Genomic DNA, 20,439 nt, shown 5'->3' with positions numbered 1-20,439 from the left:
CAAGATCAATTGCTGGCGCGTGGCGATCGTCAGCCACGCGCCAGCATTTTCACTCCGCCGCGTCGATCCGGCCGAACTCGGTCACCTGACGCTCGAACAGGCCGCGATAGATGCCGCCGGCTCGCGCGGCCAGCGTCTTGTGGGTGCCCTGCTCGACGATCGCGCCGCGATCGAACACCAGGATCCGATCCATGCTGCGCACCGTCGACAGCCGATGTGCGATCACGATCGAGGTCCGGCCCTTCATCAGCCGCTCCATCGCCTGCTGGATCAGCGCCTCCGATTCCGAGTCGAGGCTCGAGGTCGCCTCGTCCAGGATCAGCACCGGCGCATCGGCCAGGAACGCGCGCGCCAGCGCCACGCGCTGCCGCTCGCCGCCCGACAGCTTGACGCCGCGCTCACCCACCAGCGTGCCGTAACCCTTCGGCAGCCGCATGATGAAGTCGTGCGCATTTGCAAGCCGCGCCGCCTGTTCGACCGCCTCCATGCTGGCTCCCGGCCGGCCGTAGCCGATGTTCTCCGCCAGCGAGCGGTGGAACAGGATCGGCTCCTGCTGCACGATCGCGATCTGGCTGCGCAGCGATTGCTGCGTCGCCTTGGCGATGTCCTGACCGTCGATCAGGATTTTGCCGCCGGAGACGTCGTAGAGCCGCTGCACCAGCTTGACGAAAGTCGTCTTGCCGGAGCCGGAGCGCCCGACCAGGCCGACGCGTTCGCCCGCGCGGATGTCGACCGACAGGCCGTCATAGAGCGGCAGCCGATGGCCGCCATAGTGGAACGTGACGTCGTCGAACACGATACGGCCGCCCTCGATGTCGATCGGCGCGGCATCATCAGCGTCGACAATGCCGAGCGGCTCGCCATGGATCGCCACCAACTCCTCCATGTCGTTTACCGAACGCTGCAAATTGTTGATGTGCATGCCGACATCGCGCAAGTACGCGTGGATGATGTAGTAGCTGGTCAGCACATAGGTGACGTCGCCCGGCGTGGCGCGGCCCGCCGCCCACAGCAGGATCGCGCCGCCGATCACCGACGCGCGGAAGCACAGCAGCACCATCAATTGCGCAGCCGAGGTGTAGTTGTAGCGGAACCAGGTCCGCCGCACCCGCCTGCGCCAGCGCCCGATCACGCCGCCGAGCCTGATATCCTCGCGCGCTTCCGCGCCGAACGATTTCACGACGGCGTTGCAGGTCAACGCATCCGCCAGAGTGCCTCCGACCTTGGTGTCCCACGCGTTGGAGATGCGCGCGGCCGGCGCGACGTAGCCGATCGACAGCCTGACGGTCATCGTGACATAGATCACCGAGCCGATCGCAATCACCGCCCCTAACTGCGGCCAGTGCAGGCCGAGCAGGATCATCGAGCCCAGCAGCACCACCATCGAGGGCAGCAGCGCCATCAGGATCGTGTCGTTCAACAGGTCGAGCGCCCACATGCCGCGCGTGACCTTGCGCACGGTGGACCCGGCGAACGAATTGGCGTGCCAGTCGGTCGAAAAGCGCTGCACGCGCATGAAGGTCTGCTGTGCGACGTCGGCCATCGTCTTCAGCGTGAACGGCACGATCGCCTGCAGCCCGCACATGCGCAGGATCACCGACACGAGGCCGAGCGCGACAATCGCGCCGAACGCGATCATCGCCGCATGGCGCGCGGCGGTATCAGAGGCGCCGGAGGTCAGCGCATCGACCAGATGGCCGGAATAGACCGGCATCAAAAGGTCAGCGACGGTCGCGCCGAGGAATCCCGCGATCATGGCGGAACCGAGCAGCGGCTGCTTCAGCCAGTGGCGGAACACGAACGGAAGCACAATCCGTATCGCGGCGGGTCGTTTGGTGGTTTGAACGGTCATGGCACATTCCGGTCACGCATCAGCAGCGCCGGCCGGCTCCATCTGAAGTGACGCACGGGCGGAATCCGGCCACGAGCGTCGTTGGAAACAATCGGTAACGTGTTGGAAGTCTTGACGATCGGGGATCAGGCCCGATCAGAGCTGGTGCTCAATACGCTGTCGCGTCCAGCAAGAGCCTCGAACGCGGGCGCGCGATCTGTGTAAACGACGAAATCATGCACATCTCCCCGGTTCGAGTGACAATGCGCTGCTTATAAATGCGTCACGCGCGATTTGCAAGATGACATCGGCGTGAGCGCGTCATCTCGCGATTCAAACCGCGCGAGTGTGGCCGCCAGGACTCAATGCGCGTCGCCGCCGCCTGCGGCCATTGACGGCGGCTTGTTGACCAGCAGCACCAAGAGGCTGAGGCCGACATAGAACAGCGACAGCATGAAGAAGGCGTCGCCATAGCCCATCACCGCGGCCTGGCGGTGCACGATCTGCGAGAGCTGCTTCATCGCCATGACGGCGGAATCGCCCATGCCCTGCATGCGCTGGGTGAAATTGTTGAGCGTCTCGACCGCGGTGGCGTTGCCCCAGGTGACGCGGTCCTGCAGCCGCGAGATGTGCAGGTCGGTGCGGTCGTTGAGCACCTGGTTGATGACGGCAAGCCCGACCGCGCCGCCGAGATTGCGCATCAGATTGAACAGGCCGGAGGCATTCTTGACGCGCTCCTGCGGCAGCGTGGCAAGCGCGATATTGTTGGTCGGCACCATCGCGCACATCATGCCGATGCCGCGCAGGATTTGCGGGATCAGTAGCTCGTAGAAGTCATATTCGCGGGTGATCCAGGTCATCTGCCAGGAGCCGAGCGCGAAGGTAACGAGGCCGAAGGCGATGATGTAGCGCAAATCGACTTTCTGCATCAGGCGGCCGACCACGGGCGCCATCAAGAACATGGTCACGCCGGAGACGAACATGGTCTCGCCGATCATCAGCGCGCTGTAGCCGCGGATCTCCGCGAGATAGCGTGGATAGACGTAAGTCAGGCCGTAGAGCCCGACACCGATGCAGAACTGCAGCACGCAGCCGACCGCGAAGTTGCGGTTCACGAAGGCGCTCAGGTCGACGATCGGCTCCTGCGTCGTCAGCACGCGCCAGAAGAAGGCAATCGCCGAGACGAAGCAGATCACGGCGCAGATCGCCACCGAGGTGTCCTGCAGCCATTCATATTGCGGGCCTTCCTCCAGCACATATTCGAGCGAACCGAGGAAACCGCCCATGAAGATCAGGCCCCACCAGTCGAAGCGATCCAGCAGCGCGAAATTGGGCTGGTCGAAATCGATCAGCGCCAGCGCGCCGATGGTGATGCCGATGCCGGGCACGATGTTGATGAAGAACAACCAGTGCCAAGACATCAGGTCGGTGATGTAGCCGCCGACCGTCGGGCCGACGGTCGGCGCCAGCGTCGCGACCAGGCCGATGATCGGAGCTACGATGTAGAACTTGCTGCGCGGGAAGATGGTGTAGGCGGAGGCGAACACCGTCGGGATCATACCAGCGCCGAGAAAGCCCTGCAGCGCGCGCCACAGGATCATCTGCTCGATCGAAGATGCGAAACCGCACAACAGGCTCGAGGCGGTGAAACCGAACGCCGAAATCGCAAACAACAGCCTTGTGCCGAGCGCGCGCGACAGGAAGCCGGACAGCGGAATCGCGATCACTTCGGAGATCAGATAGGCGGTCTGCACCCACGACACTTCGGTCGAACTCGCCGACAGTCCGGCCTGGATGTCGGACAGCGATGCCGAGACGATCTGGATGTCCAGGATCGACATGAACATCCCGAACACCATGATGATGAAGGCAACCAGCCGCTTCGGCTGAATGCGCTCGGTCTCCGAGGCGCCGGTCATCATCGAAGGGGAAGCAGTGGTCGCGTTGGCCATGGGCTCATCGGGCTCCGAGCTTCAAACCGATGGTTCGAAGCTTCAAGGCAATCACTGCGGATGGATCATCATCGGCGCGTCGAGATCGGCGCTGCTGTCGGCATCGGTCGCGCCCTCACTGGTGTCGACGACAGTGTAGACCGACATGCCGGCGCGCAGCATGCCCTGCTTGGCGACGCTGGCAGGCACCCGGATGCGGACCGGCAGGCGCTGCACGATCTTGGTGAAGTTGCCGGTGGCGTTGTCGGGCGGCAGCAGCGTGAATACCGAGCCAGCCGCCGGGGAGATGCTGTCCACAATACCGGTGAATTTGCGGAAGCCGTAGGCGTCCACCTTGATGGTCACCCTCTGGCCCGGGCGAATGCGCTTGAGCTGGGTTTCCTTGTAGTTGGCGTCGATATAGACGCCCTCGAGTGGCACCACGTTGCCGAGCCGCTGGCCGAGCGTGACGTAGTCGCCGGTATTGACCAGGCGATTGGAGAAAGTGCCGTCGACCGGGGCGCGGACCGCGGTGAAACCGAGATCGCGTTCGGCCTTGGCAAGCTGGGTCTGCAGTTCGGCGAGTTGGGCGCGAGCCTCGACCTGCTGCGCCTTGGTGACATCGACATTGCTGTTTGCGGCGTCGTAAGCCGCCTGCGACGACCGCACCGCGGCTGCGCCCTGGTCCCGGCCGGCTTCGGAGACTTCGAAGGTCGCGCGCGACGCAAAGCCCTTGTTGCTTAGCGCCTGCTGGCGATCGAAATCGAGATCAGCTCGCTTCATGCCGGCTTCCGCAGAGACGAGCTGCGCCTTGGCCTGCTCGACCGCGCTCTCGGCCGCCGTGATCTGGCGGCCGATGCGTTCGATGGTTGCCTGCTGGGTTGCGATCCTGGTGCGCGCGGCGTCGACCGCGATGCGATAGTCGCCGTCATCGATCCGCAAGACCACGTCGCCGGCACGCACCAGCGCATTGTCACCCGGCAGGATCGCGGCGATGTGGCCCGCAACGCGAGCGCCGAGCATGGTGTTGTTGGCGCGGACATAGGCGTCGTCGGTCGCGATGTAGAAGCGTCCGACCATCAGGTAATAGGTAGCGTAGCTCGCGGCGGCGAGCGCCAGCAGGCCGACCACGCCGGTCATCACGAATTTGCGCTTGCCGGATTTCGGTGCCGCAGCGGCGACGGCAGCAGGCGCAGCCGCTGGTTTGTCCTCGGGCGTAGGCACGATCGGCGCCTCGGCGGGACCGCGCTTGGCTTCTTCAGCAGCATGAGCCGCAATTTGAGCTTTGGCCTGCTCGCCTGGATTGGCGGAGGCGTCGCGTGGCGACACGTCCTCGGCCGTCTCCGGCCCGGAACGGACGATGCGCGCGGCCTGGTCTCTCGCTGCGGCCATAATTGGCTTCCCCACAAAAAAATCCCGATGCGCGCACGGCCGAAACTCCGGCTTCGCGGGTCATCGTCGCGTCGAAAGGTAGCATTGACCGAACGGTTCGGTCAATCTATATTCCCGTGCAACGAACTATAATGCTTCGATTCTTACCCCGCGTATTTTGGGTTGAATTCTTTCCCGAGAAGCTAAACCAATGATTGCACCGTCCCCAAAGCCCCTCCAGCTCGTCGGCGAGGAAGACTCGTCGAAGCGCCGCCAGATCCTGGATGGCGCCCGCAAGGTCTTCATGGACCTCGGTTTTGACGGCGCCAGCATGGGCGAGATCGCGCGTGCCGCCGGAGTCTCCAAGGGCACGCTGTACGTTTACTTCCCCGACAAGGCCGGGCTGTTCGCGGCGATCGTCGAGGAGGAAAAGCTCGAGCAGAGCAAGACCGCCTTCAATTTCGATCCCGAACGCGACGTCGACACCACCCTCCCCGAGTTCGGCCGCGCCTATGTCGCGGTGCTCTGCCGTCCCGGCGGCGGCTCGGCGGTCCGCACCGTGATGGCGATCGCCGAGCGGATGCCCGAGCTCGGCAGCCGGTTCTATGAGCACGTGATCGCTCACACCATCGATCGCTTCGCCGCCTATCTGGAAGCGCGCACAACGCTCGGCGAACTTGCGATCGACGACTGCCAACTCGCAGCCTCCCAGTTCATGCAGATGTGCCAGGCGACGCTGTTCCAGGCGTTCATCTTCCAGGCCAAGCCGTCGCCGTCGCCCGAACAGATCTCCAGCGTGGTCGATAGCGCCACGCGCGTGTTCTTCGCGGCGTACCGGCCGAAGATGGGGTAACGCACCTAACGCTGCTCGCGAAGACATGCGCGCAATTGACGCACGGTCGCCGGCCGTTGCTGTGAGACGGCTCATACCGCGATCAGACATCGAACTATTACACCTCTGGTTGAACGGCCAGGAGGCCGGTTCGACAGCGCATCACGCGTCGCGCACAGCACCCGAGGTGTCACATGGCTTTCCTCTTCGCCAATACCCGCAGCATGAGTCTCAGCGATGCCCTCGCCAATATCGGCGAGCTCAAGGGCGTCATTGCCAACACGCTGAAGCAAAGCGGATTCACCGACGTCATCAACAACCCGTCCGAGGTCGCCGGAAACAAGAATGGCGTGCGCCTGTCGGTCCTGCATTTGCACATCGCCGGCCGGCAGTTCTGGCAGGTGTTCATGGCGGGCGGCGACACCGCCGCCACCCAGCAGACACTTAACGACGTCGTGAACAAGGTCGAACACCTCGCCTTCCTCTGAAGCAGAATCGAATTCGGTCGCGTCCGCGACCACGGTGCGCCCCCTCTCCCGCTTGCGGGAGAGGTAAGAGCGAGCCCCCCTTAGTTCGCCGCCGCGTTGATCTGCGCCGGCGCGCTCCGTTCGCCCTGCTCCAACTCCTCAGGCAGCCCCGCAAAACGGCGCAGCGCCTGCGCCATCTTCACGCGGCCGCCGACGCCGGTGATGATGACGTCGACCATGGTGTAGGACGAGTGGAATTGGCCGTGCGCCTTGAGCTGCTCGACCGGCACGCCAGCCTTTGCGAGCGCCTCGGCATAGGCGATGCCCTCGTCGCGCAGCGGATCGAACTCGCAGGTCACGACATAGGCCGGCGGCAGGCCCTCGAGCTTGCCGCGCAGCGGCGAGACGCGCGGATCGGTGCGATCGGCAGGCGAGCAGTACATGTCCCAGAACCAGAACATCAGCCCGCGCGTCAGGAAGTAACCCGTCGCATTGTCGACATAGGACGGCCGATCATAGCTGCAGTCGGTGACCGGACAGACCAGCAACTGTCCCGCGATGTCGGGCCCGCCGCGATCGCGCGCGAGCTGGCAGGTGACCGCAGCGATATTGCCGCCGGCACTCCACCCCGCGACCAGCACCGGCCCGGCGCGGCCGCCGAGTTCGGCGGTATGCGCGGCGATCCAGCGTGTCGCAGCGTAGCCGTCTTCGGCTGCGGCCGGGAAACGATGCTCGGGCGCGTGGCGGTAGCCGACGCTGACCACGATCATGCCGGTGCGCCGGCACATGTCGCGGCAGAACGGATCGTCTGACAACTCGTCGCCGAGCACCCAGCCGCCGCCGTGGAAATAGACCACGATCGGATGCGGCCCCGGCGTCGCCGGCCGGTACAACTTGTAAGGCAGCGGGCCTTCGGCCCCCTGCAGCATGCCGGTGCCGGTCTCGCCGACCGGCCGGCCGGCGGGTCGGCCCTTGTTGAACTCGTTGAGGAAGTCGCGCGCACCCTGCGCGCCCATCGTTTCGATCGGCGGCAGGTTCATTTCGCCGAGCATATTGAGCACCAGCCGCACGTCGGGCTGCAGCCGCACCACCTCGCCGTCATTGCATTGCGCAGCGACGCCGGGACCGCTCAGCTTGAAGCCCAGCATGCCGCGGCTCGCGACCTCGTTGCAGATGCTGCGGTACGGACCGACACCGCCGGTATAGGGCATCACACCCTGCGGCTTGCCGGGCACGTTGGCGCCCGTGTACCAGGTGTTGGCGAGCCGATGCAGCGTCAGCGTCGCGCAGTCGGCCATGTGCCGCTCCCAGCCGGCCTGCGCCGTCTCGGTCGCTTCCATGGTGGTGAAGCCGGCGTTGCGCACCTCAGCCAGACGATCGACCACCCAATCGACATGCTGCTCGATCGAGACCGCCATGTTCGACAGCACCGACGGGCTGCCGGGACCGGTGATCATGAACAGATTCGGGAAGCCTGAAACGGTGAGCCCGAGATAGCTCTGCGGCCCGTGCGCCCAGACATCGGACAACGACTTGCCGCCGCGGCCCGAAATCGGATGCACCGCCATGATCGCACCGGTCATCGCATCGAAGCCGGTGGCGAACACGATGACGTCGACATCGACGCTGCGTTTATCGGTGGTGATGCTGCCAGACGTGATCGCCTTGATCGGCTCCTGCCGCAGATTGACCAGCGTGACGTTGGGACGGTTGTAGGTCGCGTAGTAATTGGTATCGAGGCAGGGACGCTTGGCGCCGAACGGATGATCGTGCGGGCTCAACGTCGCGGCGATCTCCGGATCCTTCACGGCGCTGCGGATCTTCTCGCGGATCAGCTCGCCGACCAGCCTGTTGCCGTCGACGTCGACGCCCTGGTCGGCCCAGAGTTGTGTCAGGATGTGGACGAGGTCGCCGGCCGCCCACGCCTTCTCGAAGCGCGCGCGGCGCTCGGCGTCGCTTAACTGCCAGCTCACATCCATCTGCTGCGGATACGGCACGCCGGCCATCGACCAGCGCGCCTGCTCGCGATAGGCGGCGCGATCGGTCTCGAAGAAGCCCTTGCGATCGTCCGGCGCCGGGCCGTTGCCCGCGGGCAGCGCGAAGTTCGGCGTGCGCTGGAACACGGTGAGCTCTGCGGCTTGCTCCGCGATCAGCGGGATCGACTGGATGCCCGACGAGCCCGTGCCGATCACGGCCACGCGCTTGCCCTTGAGATCGACGCCGTCATGCGGCCAGCGGCCGGTGAAGTAGATCTGGCCCTTGAAATCCTTGACGCCGTCGATCTCCGGCGGTTTCGGCGACGAAAGGCAGCCGGTCGCCATGATGTAGTCGCGGCACGAGACTGGCGCACCATGGCTGGTCGCAATCTGCCAGCGCTCGCTGGAATCATCCCATGTCGCCTGGGTGACCCTGGTGCCGAAGCGGATGTCGCGGCGCAGATCGTAGCGGTCGGCGACGAAGCCGAGATAGCGCAGGATTTCCGGCTGGGTCGCGTATTTCTCCGACCAGGTCCAGGCCGTGTCGAGTTCCGGATCGAACGTATAGCTGTAGTCGATGGTCTGGATGTCGCAGCGCGCGCCGGGATACCGGTTCCAGTACCAGGTGCCGCCGACATCGCCGCCTTCCTCGAGCACAACGGCCGAGAAGCCGGCCTTGCGTAGCCGATGCAGGAGATAGAGCCCGGCGAAACCGGCGCCGACGACGGCGACGTCGACCTGTTGCGCGGTTCCGCTGGGCGTTGAGTCCGAAGCGCGTGCTGCGACTGCTGCGTCTTGCATGCCATATCCTCCCATGCGTTTTGATTTTGCCGGAAGGCTAGTCCTGCGCTTTCAGTTTGTCATCATGACAAATGCAATCTCCGGTCACCACATTTGTGGCGACCGGAGATTGCAACGCGGGATGCAGCGTGTAGACGCAACTGCACTACACCGACCGCATCAATCCGCCGTCGACACGGATGTTCTGGCCGGTGATGTAACCGGCGCCATCGGACGCGAGGAACGCAATCGTCGCCGCGATCTCCTCGGCCGTGCCGTAACGCTGCATCGGCACGCTCGAGCGCCGCTCTTCGTTTGCCGGCAGGCTGTCGATCCAGCCCGGCAGCACGTTGTTCATGCGGACATTGTCGGCGGCATAGCTGTCCGTAAACAGCTTTGTGAACGCCGCAAGGCCCGCCCGGAACACCGCCGAGGTCGGAAACATCGCGGTCGGCTCGAACGCCCAGGCGGAGGAGATATTGATGATGGTGCCTGATTTCTGCGCCTGCATGATCAGCGCCACGAGACGCGTCGGGCGGATCACGTTCAGCAGATAGACGTCGAGACCGGTGTGCCACTGCTCGTCGGTCAATTCCAGCACCGGCGCGCGCGGGCCGTGGCCGGCGCTGTTGACCAGCGCGTCGATGCGGCCCCAGCGCGTCATCACGCCGTCGACGGCGCGCTTCAGGTCGTCATTCGACCGGTTCGAGCCGGTGAAGCCGACCCCGCCAAGCTCATTCGCCAGCGCCTCGCCCTTGCCCGACGACGACAGGATCGCGACGTGGAATCCGTCCGCCGCGAGCCTGCGCGCCGCCGCGGCTCCCATGCCGCTACCGCCTGCGGTGACGAGCGCGACTTTTCCTGCTGCCATGATCGATGATCCCCGTTGATGACGAACCTGACGCAAGGTCTATCATCAGGGATCGCGAGGCGCGACACCCGGCCTGCCACGCGATATCAGCAGCTACTTCCTGACGATCTGCTTTGACGCGGCGTCGAACCTGGCGACCGGCCGGTCCATCTGCCAGAGTTCGACATCGTGGCTGTCGACGAGACGACTGGCGGACCTGATGGCGGCGTCATCATCGCCGCAGTCCATATTGACCACTGCAATCGGTCGGCTGTGCGCCCCGACGATATACGCACGATAAGCCATCATCTTCGCCTCCATAGGGCACGAACGTGGAAATGTTCGTCTCGAAGATGAGCGGAACGCCGTATGAATTCGAGAAGGGGCGCTGCGATACTTTGTAAAGATGGAATAAGTGCCGGCGCGCCGATCAGGACCGCCGCGATCACGCGCGCGGCGCATCCTTTAGCAGCTTGGTCACCGCTCTGACCAGTTGGTCGGGCGAGAACGGCTTTTGCAGCAGCACACTGTCGGACACGCCGCTGCCGCGTCCGCCAGAGATCGGATCGTGGGTCATTTTGCGCTTGACAAAATGCTCATAATTATTATTATCATAATTATGACGAAACAACCCCGTGCAGAGCGGCCCAGACCAGCCACCGGAGAGCCGCCGGCGCGGTCGGTGCGCCCGGATCCGAATATTTTCAAGATCGGCAAGGACGGACTTCCGTTGCCGCGTGTGGCTGCGCCGCTGGCGCGCCGGCTTCAGCAAATCTGCGCGTCCCTGATCGCCGAGGAGCTCGAAGGCAGCGGCGTCGTGCAGCTCGAATTCGCCATGTTGCGCTTCGTTGTCGATATGCCGGGCATCGAACAACGGCGCGTGGCCGATGCCATCGGCATCGATCGCAACAGCGCCAGCCTGATCAGCGACCGGCTTGAGCGCCAGGGACTGATCGTCCGCCGGATCAACGACACCGACCGGCGCGCCCGCGAGCTGCATTTGACCGGAAAGGGAACGCAGGTTTTTGAAACCCTGCTGCCAAAGATTCGGGCCGCGAATGACCGAATCCTATCGCCGCTCGCGGCGCACGAACGAACGCTGCTGATCGACTTGCTCGCCAAGCTGGTCGAGGGAAACGGCGTTCATGCACGACCCGGCGCTGGTCGCCGCAAGCGCGGCAGCGAAAGAGAAGGCCAGTTCGACGAATTTGCGTGAAGTGCGGGAGGCTCGACATGCGTCTATTGTCTCGCAGGCATTTCCTGGTTGGTACTGGAGCGGCGCTTGCAACCGGAGGCCGCGCACGGGCGAAACCGAGCGTATCCGGCATCGCAGCCAATGAGATCAAGCTCGGTACTACGGCATTCTACAGCGGTCCCGCCTCCGGCTCGGCGGCCTACGGACTGGCCCAGGCGGCCTATTTCCGGATGGTCAACGACCGCGGAGGCATCAACGGCCGCGAGGTCAACTTCATCTCGCTCGACAACGCCTTCAATCCCGCCAAGGCACTCGAACAGACTCGCAGGCTCGTCGAGGCCGACGAGGTCTTTGCCATCGCCGGCTCGATCGGAACGCCGACCAATGCCGCGACACAGAAATATCTGAATGATCGCGGCATCCCGAATCTGTTCCTGACCTCGGGCGCGGAACGCTTCAACGACCCAATCGCGTTTCCCTGGATCGTGCCCTTCTATCCGACGTTCATATCGCGTGGCATCCTGTTCGCGAAATTCGTTCTCCGCGAACGGCCCAGGGGAAGGATCGCGGTTCAATACGAGAACGACGATTTCGGCCGCGACTACCTCAAGGGTTTCGAACGCGGACTGGGCGATCGCGCGCAGCAGATGATCGTCCGGAAGACAAGTCATGAGCTGACCGAGGCATCGATCGACGCCCAGATCATGGACTTGAAGTCAGCGGGCGCGGACGTCCTGGTCCAGTTCACGCAAGCGAAATATAGCGCCCAGGGCATTCGCGCAGCTGCGGCGCTGGGATGGCACCCTCTGCACATCGTTGCGATCGGCTCTGCGGGGTCGACATTCGTTCCCGCCGGGGCCGCCGCGTCGAAAGGCGTCGTGACGGCGATCTGGGAGCGCCAGCCGACGGATCCGACTCAGGCTAACGAGATTGCCGTGGTCGACTATCGGGCGTTCGCGACCAAATACTTGCCGAATGTCGACCTCGACAATCTGTCGGCCGTGTCGGGATACGACAACGCCTGCATGATCGAACTCGTTCTGAAACGGTGCGGCGACGACCTCACGCGCGAAAATCTGCTGCGCCTGGCGACGTCATTGAATGGCGAGACGCCGCCGATGTTCATGGCAGGCATTGGCGCCCGCAATTCGCCGCGCGACTACCGTGCAATCCATCATCTTCAGTTGGCCCGTTTCGACGGTGTCGGCCTGGCCCCGATCGGCCGACCTGAACCGATCGACGGCGGCGACTAGGAAAGCGACAGGGAGACCGATCGCCATGACAACAAGTCCATCGGCCGAGATGTATCGCCTCATCAACGGCTACCAAATCACGCAGGCGATCTACGCCGCCGTGCACCTCGGCGTGGCCGACCAGCTGAAGGACGGTCCGCGTCCGAACGATGACCTGGCTGCCCGGATCGATGTCCACGCCGGTGCACTTTATCGTCTGCTTCGCGCGCTCGCAGCGGCCGGTGTCCTCCACGAGCATCCTGCGCGCAGCTTTTCGCTGACCCCAATGGGCGATTGCCTGCGGTCCGATTCATCCACGCCGGTCGGGGCATGGGCGGCGTTCGTCGGGCGGCCCTACATGTGGGGGGCCTGGGGCCATCTGCTGCACAGCGTGCGAACTGGAAACAACGCATTCACCGATCTCAACGGCAAGTCGGTCTGGCAATTCCGCGCCGAACATCCCGAAGAAAGCGCGATCTTCGATCAAGCGATGACGGCTCTTTCGAAGAACGCCACCGACGCGATCCTCAAGGCCTACGACTTCTCGCCGTTTCGGCTGATTGTCGACGTCGGCGGCGGACGGGGACAGGCGCTCGCCGGCATTCTCGCCGCGAATCCCGACATGCACGGGATCCTGCTTGACCAGCCCCATGTCGTCGAGAAGGCGAGGCCTCTTCTTGCGTCAGCGGGAGTGGCAGACCGATGCGAGATCGTTGCGGGCAGCTTCTTTGAAGCCGCTCCTTCCGGAGCGGATGCTTACATATTGCGGGCAATTCTGCATGATTGGGAGGATAATGAGGCGATCCTGATCCTGAGGGCCTGCCGTCACGCGGCGCGCGCGACCAGCAGGATTCTGATCATTGACCGCGTCATCGCGCCGCCGAACGAAGGGCTTATCGGCAAATGCTCCGACCTCAACATGCTGGTTTCGCCAGGTGGCCGCGAGCGAACGCGTGAAGAGTTTTCCGATCTTTGCAGCGCCACCGGCTTCGCGGTGGCCGGCGTGACGCCTGCTGGTCCCATGCTGAGCATAATCGAGGCACGCCCCTCTTGATCCAACCGCAAAAGCGCCGCTGCGCGCCGGAGATCGAAATCACACCCGCGGCGCATCCTTGAGCAGCTTTGCTACCGCCGCGACCAGTTGGTCGGGCGAGAACGGCTTTTGCAGCAGCGCGCTGTCCGGCACGCCCCTGGTCGGCCACTCCTCACCGCCACCGCCGGTGATGTAGAGCACGGGAAAGGCCGGATCGACCTCGCGGGCGCCGCGCGCCACGCGCCAACCATCGAGCCGGCCGAGCAGGCGGATATCGGTGACCAGCGCCGAGTATTTGGTCCGGAACGCTTTCAGCAGCGTCAGTGCTTCCTCGCCTGAGCCTGCGATCGCCGGCTCAAAGCCGCCGTCCTTCAGGGCGTCCTCCACCATCATCTGAAGGTCACGATCGTCTTCAATGACGAGAATGATCGGAGCGTCTTGCAAAGCTACCCCCAAAGGAAATCAGCCGGGCCCATCCGGCTCCGCAATTATATGCAGCCAAAAGTGGCCACCGTTTGCGCGGCGGCCCGGTAAAAATACGGATACGAGAGGCGCCCTACTCGTCCGTCAACTCGTCCTCTTCGTTGACCCCGGGCTTGCCCCGCGGGGCGAGCGGCCGGCGGCCAAGCGATCCTGTGGCATACGGTTCGCGCGCTGCATAGGGGCCGCGGCCACCGGCACGGGAGGCAACTTCCTCGCCCGAGACGGCTGACGGTTCGCAGATGATGCGGCGGCTGGCGCGGCGCATCAGGTCCACATGGATATGGTCGTAGTGATATTTGTTGGAGCCCGGCGCCAGCACCGTATTGAACTCCCGGCAGGCGGCGGCCTGGACGTCGCGCAGAAAGCCCTGCTCCTCCGGCATGCCCTTCCAGCCGTCCTTGACGCTGATCCGCCGGCCGTCGGCGAGCGTGAAGGCGGCGATATCGAGCGCGTTACCGAAGGCGTGCTCGGAAATATGCGCATTCGGATTGCCGTTCATGCCGCGGCAGGAATAGGCCGAGATCTGCTTGATCTCGACCACGCGCGCGCCGAACCAGCGCTGCGCCGCCGGCTGCACGGACTCGGCGAGCCAGTGCTCCAGCACCGAGACGATCGGGCACGCCAGCGTCGCCGTCGGCTTCACCGCGACCGGGCCGACCGCCATCACCTGGTTGCCGACGGGCGGACCGAGCCGCGGCGGCGGTGCCGCGTCCTGCGGCTGCTGAGAATAGGGCGCCGGTGAATAGGGCGCGGCCGCGCTGTCGCGCTGCGGATTGGCCGGCAGGCCCGGATAATACGGTCTGCCGCCTCTCGGCTCGGGCGCGCCTTCCGCCGGCAGGTCGATCTCTTCCTGCTGCGGGTCGACGCCGGGCGCAGTCAGCGAGACCGGCCCGTTCGGCTGAGCGCCATAGCCTGGCTGGCTCACGGCCTGGTTGGAATAAGGCGCCTGCGCGGGCGGCGGGCTCGCTTGCGGATTGATCGGCCAGCGCGGCTGGTTGCCGATCGGCGCTGGCGGACGCAAATCGTCGGCAAAGCCGTAACTCGAGCTGGCCTCCCCGAGCGCGGCAACCTTGAGCGGGAATTCCGCACCGCAGACGCCCGGACCTGCGATCGGGTCGATCCGAACGAGGTCGGCGCTCTCCTTCACGGCGCCGGATTTCAGGCATGCGGCCTCTGCCTCGGCCCGCCACGGCTCGCGCTCGGCGGTCTGAAACAGACCGCGCCCGCAACCAGCCAGCGAAACAAGGACAAGGGAGCCGACGAGATACAAACGAACTCCACGCGTCATGCGCGCAGGTTCACCGAATTTATTTAAGGACTCTTCAACGCATTGAATTCACGTCTCTTTAACCATGCGGCGGAACCCGGCGCCGCATTAGAGATGGCAGGATGGACAGCAGTGCTGACTTTTTTGGCCGGGAACGTCTTGCTAACTTCGTGGTTAATACGGGCAGCGTGTGAGCCAAGGGAGCTTCCCAATGGATTTCGCGAGTCCTCTGCTGAACAAGCTGGGCATTGTGGCTGCGTACGTCGCGCTCGCCTTCGTCGGCGCCATCATCCTCGGCGTTTTCTAGAGGTCGGATCATATCTGGATTTTCGCGCCCGGCGGCCGCACCCGCCGGGCGCGTTGTTGTTTGGGCCACCCATCATTGCGAGGAGCTCGCGACAAAATTGCAAAGCAATTTTGCGCTGAAGCGACGAAGCAATCTATGCCTCCGCACGTGCGGCTCGATGGATTGCTTCGCGTTGCTGGCAATGACAGGGATAGATCTGCGCAGACAATCAAAAATTCGAGCAGCTCGACCCGGTGATGCCGCCGATCTTGAAGTCGTGGCACACCAAACCTGGATCATCAGGATCGGGATAGCCATCGTCGGGCTTGGCACGCTCGCGCACCGTGTGGCTGAAGCGCCAGCCGCGGGCGCGCATGCAGGTCTTGTATTGGATTGACGTCGCCGTGCCGTTCTGTGGGGCGCCGACTTGCGCATCGCAGGATGCGGTATCGACGTGCAGCGCGTCGTCGCTGCGTTTCTGCTTCAGCATGTCGGTGTAGATGTCGTTGTCGGCATGGGCGGCGACGGCGCTGCCGAGCAGCAGCAGCGCAATCAGGCTCAGGCGTTTCATGTTGGCCTCCATCGCTTCGGAAAATGCGTTGACCTCTATCGGTCGCGCGCGACGGAGCCGCCGGTTCGAACCCGGTCGATTACAAATTGGACATTTGCCAGGTCAGGACCGCGGCTCGGGCTGGCTCTGCCGCTGCGTGATCACGCGCTGCTGCTGCGGTGTGCGCGAGACGCGGGTCCAGTCGGCCGTTGTGCAATAGAAGCGGCCGAGCGCGCAGGCTGCGACCCGCATCCTGTCCGGATCAGTCAATTCGATCGTGCCGTAATAAGTGTTGCCACTATCATGGCTGTAGATGTTGCCGCTCCACTGCGCATCCTGCTTTGGCTTCATGTTGATCAACACCGCTTCGCCCAAATCGCGCGTCTCGCGATCGACCGCGTAGCCGCACAGCGCACGGCCGCAGACGCGGATGCGCACCAGGTTGCTGGCTTCGGTCTGCCAGTCCCCGATCGGGCCTTCGACCGGTTCGTCCTCGGGCTCGCGCGACACGCGCACGACCTGCGGCACCGGCCGCGCGGGCTCCGCCGGTCGCGCCAACGGCGGTGGAGTTGGTGGTGGTGGTGGCGGCGGAACGACAACAGCGGGCGGCGGAGCGATGACCACGCGCGGCGGAGGTGCAGGCGCCGGTGGCGCGGCGATCGGCGGCAATGCGACAGGAGTGGGCTTGTCCACGACGACCGGCGGCGGATTGCTTGCAGGCGGCACGGCCGAAATCGCTTCAGTCGCTGCAGATGCCGCCGTCGGCTTCGTCACGCGAGCATCATCGCGCCTGAATGCGCCATCGACCGATACGCAAGAGAGCGAGCGGCACCGCACCGAGTCGATATGGATCCGATGGCCGCCGATCGAAAACGAGATGCCATTGCCGGCATGGGCGGACGGACTGAACAGTATCAACGCGGCGAGCAAACAGAAGCGCTTCATCGAGGCCTCCTCGGGTATCGGTCAACACGCTAGCCGCGAGGCGCTCACGGTGCTGTGAGCTGAGTCACGCGCCCATTTGTCCGACGAGCGCGGCCCTGTGACTCGGGTCACAGAAGACGGCGCCCACGGCGCGTAGCGTCCGCGCAGATCAATGCACCCCGCCGTTCACGCCGAAGGAGGCTCTCATGAAAAGGCTCGTTGCAATCGCTGCGCTGCTGATGGCCACAACCTCCGCTTATGCCGGCGGCTCCGGCATCACCGTCCAGATCGACGGCCAGCGCATCCGCGTCGAGGCGCCCAGCAACTGCAACGCGCTGTCCTGCATCCGCATCTCGGCGCCGGGCTACAACGGCACGATCGGCAACATCAATCTCAAGGGGCTCGGCTCGAAGAGGGACGACGACGACGATGCTGCGTCGGCGCCGCCGCCTCCGGCCGCGTCGGCGCCGGTTCAGGCTGCAGCGCCGCAACCGGCCGCACCGGTTGCGTCCTATGTCGCGCCGCCCCCTCCTTCTGCTCCAGCCGCGAGGGTCGCGACCGCGGCACCTGCGCTGGTTGAGGCCGCGCCCGCACCTGCCCCTGTCGCAGCGCAACCCGCGCCGCTGCCGCAACCTGCTCCCGTCGCCGCAACAACGGCACCAACTCCGACCGGACCGATCGGCATTTGGGCCACCGAAGAGAACAAGGGCAACGTCCGTGTCGAACAGTGCGGCGTCAATCTCTGCGGTTATTCCGTCAAGACCAACGCGCGAATCCTGATCAACATGAAGCCCGACGGCAACAAGTGGAGCGGCCGCATCCACGATCCCGACTCCGACCGCAACTACGACTCGACGATCGCGATGAAGGGCCCCGACGCGATGCGCGTACAGGGTTGCGCCTTCGGCGGCATGTTCTGCGGCGGCCAGACCTGGAAGCGGGTCAGCTAAGGTGCCAATTCCGGACCGGCCGGTGTCGGCTTCCAGCCGACAACAGCCGGTAAGCGGGCATCGAATGTGAATGCCGGCCCTGACGACCCAATGAAGCAGTCCGGTCCTGACTGTCGCCGCTTCATGCGGATCACCTGAAGCAGTATAAGAGTCGCACTGTCGAGGTTGAATTGAACCTGCGGAGCGGCTGCGATGGCGTTGACGGCTCTTGATCTTGGCCTCCGCGGTGCGGTGGTTGGGCTGTTCCTGGTGGTTTGCGCGGTCCTGCTGCTGCGCTACACCACGGTCCACCGTGCCGCGAGCCTGGGTGCGGCGATGGGCTTGGCCGGCGCGGCCTACGCGATTTCGACTGCGCCCTTTTTCCCCACCTGGTCGTTCGGCTGGAGTTCACCGTTCGTCGCGCTCGGCATGAGCTCTCCCGTGATCCTGTGGCTGTGGGCGCGGATGATCTTCGACGAGCATTTTGCGTTGCGCCCCTGGCATGCGGCCATCTGGGTGCTGATGGCCGGCCTCGGCGTCGTGGCCTTCAACGGCTGGACCAGTTGGCCCGACCTTGCAGCGACGTGCGGACGCCTGCTGGCTGCAGCGTCGATCGCCTTCGCCGTTCTGGCGATTGCGCAGACGGCGAAGGGATGGCGCAAGGCGATCACGACAGCACGCGGCCGGCTGCTGGTCGCGCTGCTGATCGGCATCAGCAGCCAGATCGTGCTCAGTGCTTCCGCAGGGCTCGCTGGAATTCCAAACCGGTCGATCAGCCTGACCGTCGCCTGCGGCCTCGGCGCGTTCGCGCTGCTGTCGATCTGGATGATGCTGTTTGAGCCGCCCGAAAGCCAGCCGGCCGTGGCTGGCGCGGGCGGCGGAAGCGGCGAAGTCGGCCGGACATCCGGGTCGTTCGTACGCATTAGCCCGCAGGCAACGGACCGCGCCTCGCTCCATCGCCTGGAATACCTGATGACAACCGAACGGACCTACCGACAGGAAGGGCTGACCATCGGCGTGCTGGCGGTCCGGCTCGGAGTGCCGGAATACCGGCTGCGAACACTGATCAACGACGGCCTCGGTCACCGAAACTTCAACGCCTTCCTCAATCGCTATCGCATCGACGAGGCCAAGGCGGCGCTGGCCGATATCGGCCAGGCCGAGGTTCCGGTGCTGACGATTGCCCTGGATGCCGGGTTCCAGTCGCTCGCGCCGTTCAACCGGGCGTTCAAGGCGGACACCGGATTGACGCCGACAGAATTTCGCCGAAAGGCGGCTACCGGGCAAAACATCCACGGCGAAGCGAAAATCGCCCGTATGAACTGACAATTCGCTCCTCGATTTCAGAATTCAATAGGCCTGCAGCCGCGCGATCTGCCTAGGGTGTGCCGTAACGAATCCGCTTCGGGACCTCGCAGGTGAATAGGGTTGCAGTATTGGCCGCAATGACGCTGGGCCTTATGGCTCAGCCTTCCGTGGCCATTGCGGCCGCGGCCGCGGTGACGTGGCAATGTCCTGACGGCTATCAGGTCCATGACGGCCTCAACGTCGATTTTCCCCACAAGGGGATGAAGCGGTCGTTCTGGGTCTACCCTCCAGCCGAAGCCATGGCCCCCGCGCCGGTATGGGTGCCGCTGACCGGCACGGTCGAATCCACCAACGACAACCTCACTGCGCCGCGCAGCGGCGCCAACGCGCTGATGGCGCAACAGGGTTTCATGGTGATCGGGCCGGTGCGGCAATGCGCCGACGGCGATCCGACCTATGCCGGTCCGCGCTGCAACGGCCCCGGCGCCGACGGCTGGAATTGGAAGCCATGGAACGAGGGCCGCGCGGCCAACGCTAGCGGCGAACCATGGAAACAGGACGCCGGTCCCGACGCCAGCTTCTTCCAAGCGGCGATCCAATGTGTCGGAACCAGATGGAAGCTCGATCCTGAGCGTTTTTATATCGGCGGCATCTCCTCCGGCGGCACCATGACAAACCGGGCGCTGCTGTTCGATTCAAACTTCTGGGCCGGCGGCATGCCGATCTCGGGCGAATGGTATGTCACGCGTGCCGACGGCACCGGCCTCGCCTTCAACGACGCACGCGATTTCGTAGCCGCCAATCCCACAAAGATCATGCAGGGCCGGGTCGGCCCCTACCCGCTGCCGGCGCGGCTTAGACCGATGATCGTCATCACGGTCTGGGGCGGCGACAAGGATCTGTGGAATTGCGGCCCGTCGATCGGCCTGTGTGCGGACTACCGCCCGTCGACCCAGGCGAGCTCCAACTTCTTTGCGAGCCAGCCTGATGTGGTTCATGTCGCGTGCAGCTCGACCCACGGACACATGTGGCCGCAGATCAATACCCAGGCCTTCAATGCCTGGGCCCTGAAGACGATGGCGTCACATCCAAAGGGCGCGAGCCCAAAGGATTTCGTCCTCACGCCGCCTCCGGACGGCTATCAATGCCGCATCGGCGCCTTCACCGATCACTATCCGGAGCGGGGTTGATCGC

20 protein-coding genes are annotated in these 20,439 nt (G+C 64.5%); 9 read left to right on the top strand and 11 right to left on the bottom strand.

The window, feature by feature from the left end:
* Positions 1–49: 49 nt before the first annotated feature.
* The 3 genes from UP10_RS09540 to UP10_RS09530 form a co-directional block, all read right to left on the bottom strand.
* On the bottom strand, positions 50–1,852 hold the full coding sequence (locus tag UP10_RS09540) for an ABC transporter ATP-binding protein (RefSeq protein ID WP_044587063.1): 1,803 nt from the start codon (positions 1,850–1,852) through the stop codon (positions 50–52).
* Between the two features lie 341 nt (positions 1,853–2,193).
* Positions 2,194–3,783: a DHA2 family efflux MFS transporter permease subunit gene (locus tag UP10_RS09535; protein WP_044587062.1), complete on the bottom strand. Its 1,590-nt coding sequence runs from the start codon at positions 3,781–3,783 to the stop codon at positions 2,194–2,196.
* A gap of 51 nt (positions 3,784–3,834) precedes the next feature.
* Entirely contained in the window at positions 3,835–5,154 is a 1,320-nt protein-coding gene (locus UP10_RS09530) for an HlyD family secretion protein (protein ID WP_044587061.1), read from the bottom strand.
* Positions 5,155–5,344: 190 nt separating this feature from the next.
* On the opposite strand from UP10_RS09530, the gene UP10_RS09525 reads away from it, so the two are divergent.
* Both UP10_RS09525 and UP10_RS09520 read left to right on the top strand, forming a co-directional pair.
* The gene (locus tag UP10_RS09525) at positions 5,345–5,986 is read left to right on the top strand and encodes a TetR/AcrR family transcriptional regulator (RefSeq protein ID WP_044587060.1); all 642 of its coding nucleotides are present in this window, start codon (positions 5,345–5,347) and stop codon (positions 5,984–5,986) included.
* A gap of 173 nt (positions 5,987–6,159) precedes the next feature.
* Positions 6,160–6,453, top strand: coding sequence for a hypothetical protein (locus tag UP10_RS09520; protein WP_044587059.1), 294 nt, complete (start codon positions 6,160–6,162; stop codon positions 6,451–6,453).
* An 80-nt stretch (positions 6,454–6,533) separates the two neighbouring features.
* On the opposite strand, the gene UP10_RS09515 is transcribed toward UP10_RS09520, so the two are convergent.
* The 4 genes from UP10_RS09515 to UP10_RS46330 all read right to left on the bottom strand — a co-directional run bounded on the left by UP10_RS09515 (position 6,534) and on the right by UP10_RS46330 (position 10,615).
* Positions 6,534–9,209 (bottom strand): flavin-containing monooxygenase, encoded by a 2,676-nt coding sequence (locus UP10_RS09515; RefSeq protein ID WP_044587058.1) that lies wholly within the window; start codon positions 9,207–9,209, stop codon positions 6,534–6,536.
* Positions 9,210–9,354: 145 nt separating this feature from the next.
* Positions 9,355–10,059: an SDR family oxidoreductase gene (locus tag UP10_RS09510; RefSeq protein WP_044587057.1), complete on the bottom strand. Its 705-nt coding sequence runs from the start codon at positions 10,057–10,059 to the stop codon at positions 9,355–9,357.
* A gap of 93 nt (positions 10,060–10,152) precedes the next feature.
* Positions 10,153–10,347, bottom strand: a complete 195-nt coding sequence (locus UP10_RS09505; protein WP_156179728.1) for a hypothetical protein — start codon at positions 10,345–10,347, stop codon at positions 10,153–10,155.
* 136 nt (positions 10,348–10,483) lie between these two features.
* Positions 10,484–10,615, bottom strand: coding sequence for a hypothetical protein (locus tag UP10_RS46330; RefSeq protein ID WP_283807646.1), 132 nt, complete (start codon positions 10,613–10,615; stop codon positions 10,484–10,486).
* Between UP10_RS46330 and UP10_RS09500 the strand changes: the two genes are divergently transcribed.
* From UP10_RS09500 to UP10_RS09490, 3 genes are read left to right on the top strand one after another with little or no spacing between them, the layout of a single operon-like run.
* Positions 10,607–11,254 (top strand): MarR family winged helix-turn-helix transcriptional regulator, encoded by a 648-nt coding sequence (locus tag UP10_RS09500; RefSeq protein WP_082077032.1) that lies wholly within the window; start codon positions 10,607–10,609, stop codon positions 11,252–11,254. The genes UP10_RS46330 and UP10_RS09500 overlap by 9 nt on opposite strands.
* Positions 11,255–11,271: 17 nt before the next feature.
* Positions 11,272–12,486, top strand: coding sequence for an ABC transporter substrate-binding protein (locus tag UP10_RS09495; RefSeq protein WP_044587056.1), 1,215 nt, complete (start codon positions 11,272–11,274; stop codon positions 12,484–12,486).
* A gap of 25 nt (positions 12,487–12,511) precedes the next feature.
* A complete protein-coding gene (locus UP10_RS09490; RefSeq protein WP_044587055.1) occupies positions 12,512–13,519 on the top strand; it encodes a methyltransferase in 1,008 nt (335 codons plus the stop codon).
* A gap of 39 nt (positions 13,520–13,558) precedes the next feature.
* Here UP10_RS09490 and UP10_RS09485 read toward each other — a convergent pair whose 3' ends face one another.
* From UP10_RS09485 to UP10_RS42870, 4 genes are all read right to left on the bottom strand, one after another.
* The gene (locus UP10_RS09485) at positions 13,559–13,942 is read right to left on the bottom strand and encodes a response regulator (RefSeq protein WP_044587054.1); all 384 of its coding nucleotides are present in this window, start codon (positions 13,940–13,942) and stop codon (positions 13,559–13,561) included.
* Between the two features lie 112 nt (positions 13,943–14,054).
* Complete coding sequence (locus UP10_RS09480; protein WP_044587053.1) at positions 14,055–15,269, bottom strand: extensin-like domain-containing protein; 1,215 nt, start codon at positions 15,267–15,269, stop codon at positions 14,055–14,057.
* Positions 15,270–15,763: 494 nt separating this feature from the next.
* On the bottom strand, positions 15,764–16,105 hold the full coding sequence (locus UP10_RS09475) for a hypothetical protein (RefSeq protein ID WP_156179727.1): 342 nt from the start codon (positions 16,103–16,105) through the stop codon (positions 15,764–15,766).
* A gap of 102 nt (positions 16,106–16,207) precedes the next feature.
* A complete protein-coding gene (locus UP10_RS42870; protein ID WP_156179726.1) occupies positions 16,208–16,777 on the bottom strand; it encodes a DUF2147 domain-containing protein in 570 nt (189 codons plus the stop codon).
* Between UP10_RS42870 and UP10_RS42865 the strand changes: the two genes are divergently transcribed.
* The 4 genes from UP10_RS42865 (at position 16,770) to UP10_RS45725 (ending at position 20,435) form a co-directional block, all read left to right on the top strand.
* On the top strand, positions 16,770–17,087 hold the full coding sequence (locus tag UP10_RS42865) for a hypothetical protein (RefSeq protein ID WP_156179725.1): 318 nt from the start codon (positions 16,770–16,772) through the stop codon (positions 17,085–17,087). The genes UP10_RS42870 and UP10_RS42865 overlap by 8 nt on opposite strands.
* Before the next feature lie 127 nt (positions 17,088–17,214).
* On the top strand, positions 17,215–17,958 hold the full coding sequence (locus UP10_RS09465; protein ID WP_044587050.1) for a DUF2147 domain-containing protein: 744 nt from the start codon (positions 17,215–17,217) through the stop codon (positions 17,956–17,958).
* Positions 17,959–18,279: 321 nt separating this feature from the next.
* Positions 18,280–19,263: a helix-turn-helix domain-containing protein gene (locus UP10_RS09460; protein WP_502692173.1), complete on the top strand. Its 984-nt coding sequence runs from the start codon at positions 18,280–18,282 to the stop codon at positions 19,261–19,263.
* A 92-nt stretch (positions 19,264–19,355) separates the two neighbouring features.
* The gene (locus UP10_RS45725; RefSeq protein ID WP_245321698.1) at positions 19,356–20,435 is read left to right on the top strand and encodes an alpha/beta hydrolase family protein; all 1,080 of its coding nucleotides are present in this window, start codon (positions 19,356–19,358) and stop codon (positions 20,433–20,435) included.
* The last annotated feature ends 4 nt before the right edge of the window (positions 20,436–20,439 follow it).

The sequence above is a fragment of the Bradyrhizobium sp. LTSPM299 genome, from assembly GCF_000938235.1.
Lineage (GTDB): Bacteria > Pseudomonadota > Alphaproteobacteria > Rhizobiales > Xanthobacteraceae > Bradyrhizobium.
This window is presented reverse-complemented; position numbering and strand designations above follow the sequence as displayed.

Bases quoted from the DNA above. Each gene is read 5' to 3' on its own strand.
- UP10_RS09540 (WP_044587063.1), bottom strand. From the start codon at position 1,852: ATGACCGTTCAAACCACCAAACGACCCGCCGCGATACGGATTGTGCTT.
- UP10_RS09535 (WP_044587062.1), bottom strand. From the start codon at position 3,783: ATGGCCAACGCGACCACTGCTTCCCCTTCGATGATGACCGGCGCCTCG.
- UP10_RS09530 (WP_044587061.1), bottom strand. From the start codon at position 5,154: ATGGCCGCAGCGAGAGACCAGGCCGCGCGCATCGTCCGTTCCGGGCCG.
- UP10_RS09525 (WP_044587060.1), top strand. From the start codon at position 5,345: ATGATTGCACCGTCCCCAAAGCCCCTCCAGCTCGTCGGCGAGGAAGAC.
- UP10_RS09520 (WP_044587059.1), top strand. From the start codon at position 6,160: ATGGCTTTCCTCTTCGCCAATACCCGCAGCATGAGTCTCAGCGATGCC.
- UP10_RS09515 (WP_044587058.1), bottom strand. From the start codon at position 9,209: ATGCAAGACGCAGCAGTCGCAGCACGCGCTTCGGACTCAACGCCCAGC.
- UP10_RS09510 (WP_044587057.1), bottom strand. From the start codon at position 10,059: ATGGCAGCAGGAAAAGTCGCGCTCGTCACCGCAGGCGGTAGCGGCATG.
- UP10_RS09505 (WP_156179728.1), bottom strand. From the start codon at position 10,347: ATGATGGCTTATCGTGCGTATATCGTCGGGGCGCACAGCCGACCGATT.
- UP10_RS46330 (WP_283807646.1), bottom strand. From the start codon at position 10,615: ATGACCCACGATCCGATCTCTGGCGGACGCGGCAGCGGCGTGTCCGAC.
- UP10_RS09495 (WP_044587056.1), top strand. From the start codon at position 11,272: ATGCGTCTATTGTCTCGCAGGCATTTCCTGGTTGGTACTGGAGCGGCG.
- UP10_RS09490 (WP_044587055.1), top strand. From the start codon at position 12,512: ATGACAACAAGTCCATCGGCCGAGATGTATCGCCTCATCAACGGCTAC.
- UP10_RS09480 (WP_044587053.1), bottom strand. From the start codon at position 15,269: ATGACGCGTGGAGTTCGTTTGTATCTCGTCGGCTCCCTTGTCCTTGTT.
- UP10_RS09475 (WP_156179727.1), bottom strand. From the start codon at position 16,105: ATGAAACGCCTGAGCCTGATTGCGCTGCTGCTGCTCGGCAGCGCCGTC.
- UP10_RS09465 (WP_044587050.1), top strand. From the start codon at position 17,215: ATGAAAAGGCTCGTTGCAATCGCTGCGCTGCTGATGGCCACAACCTCC.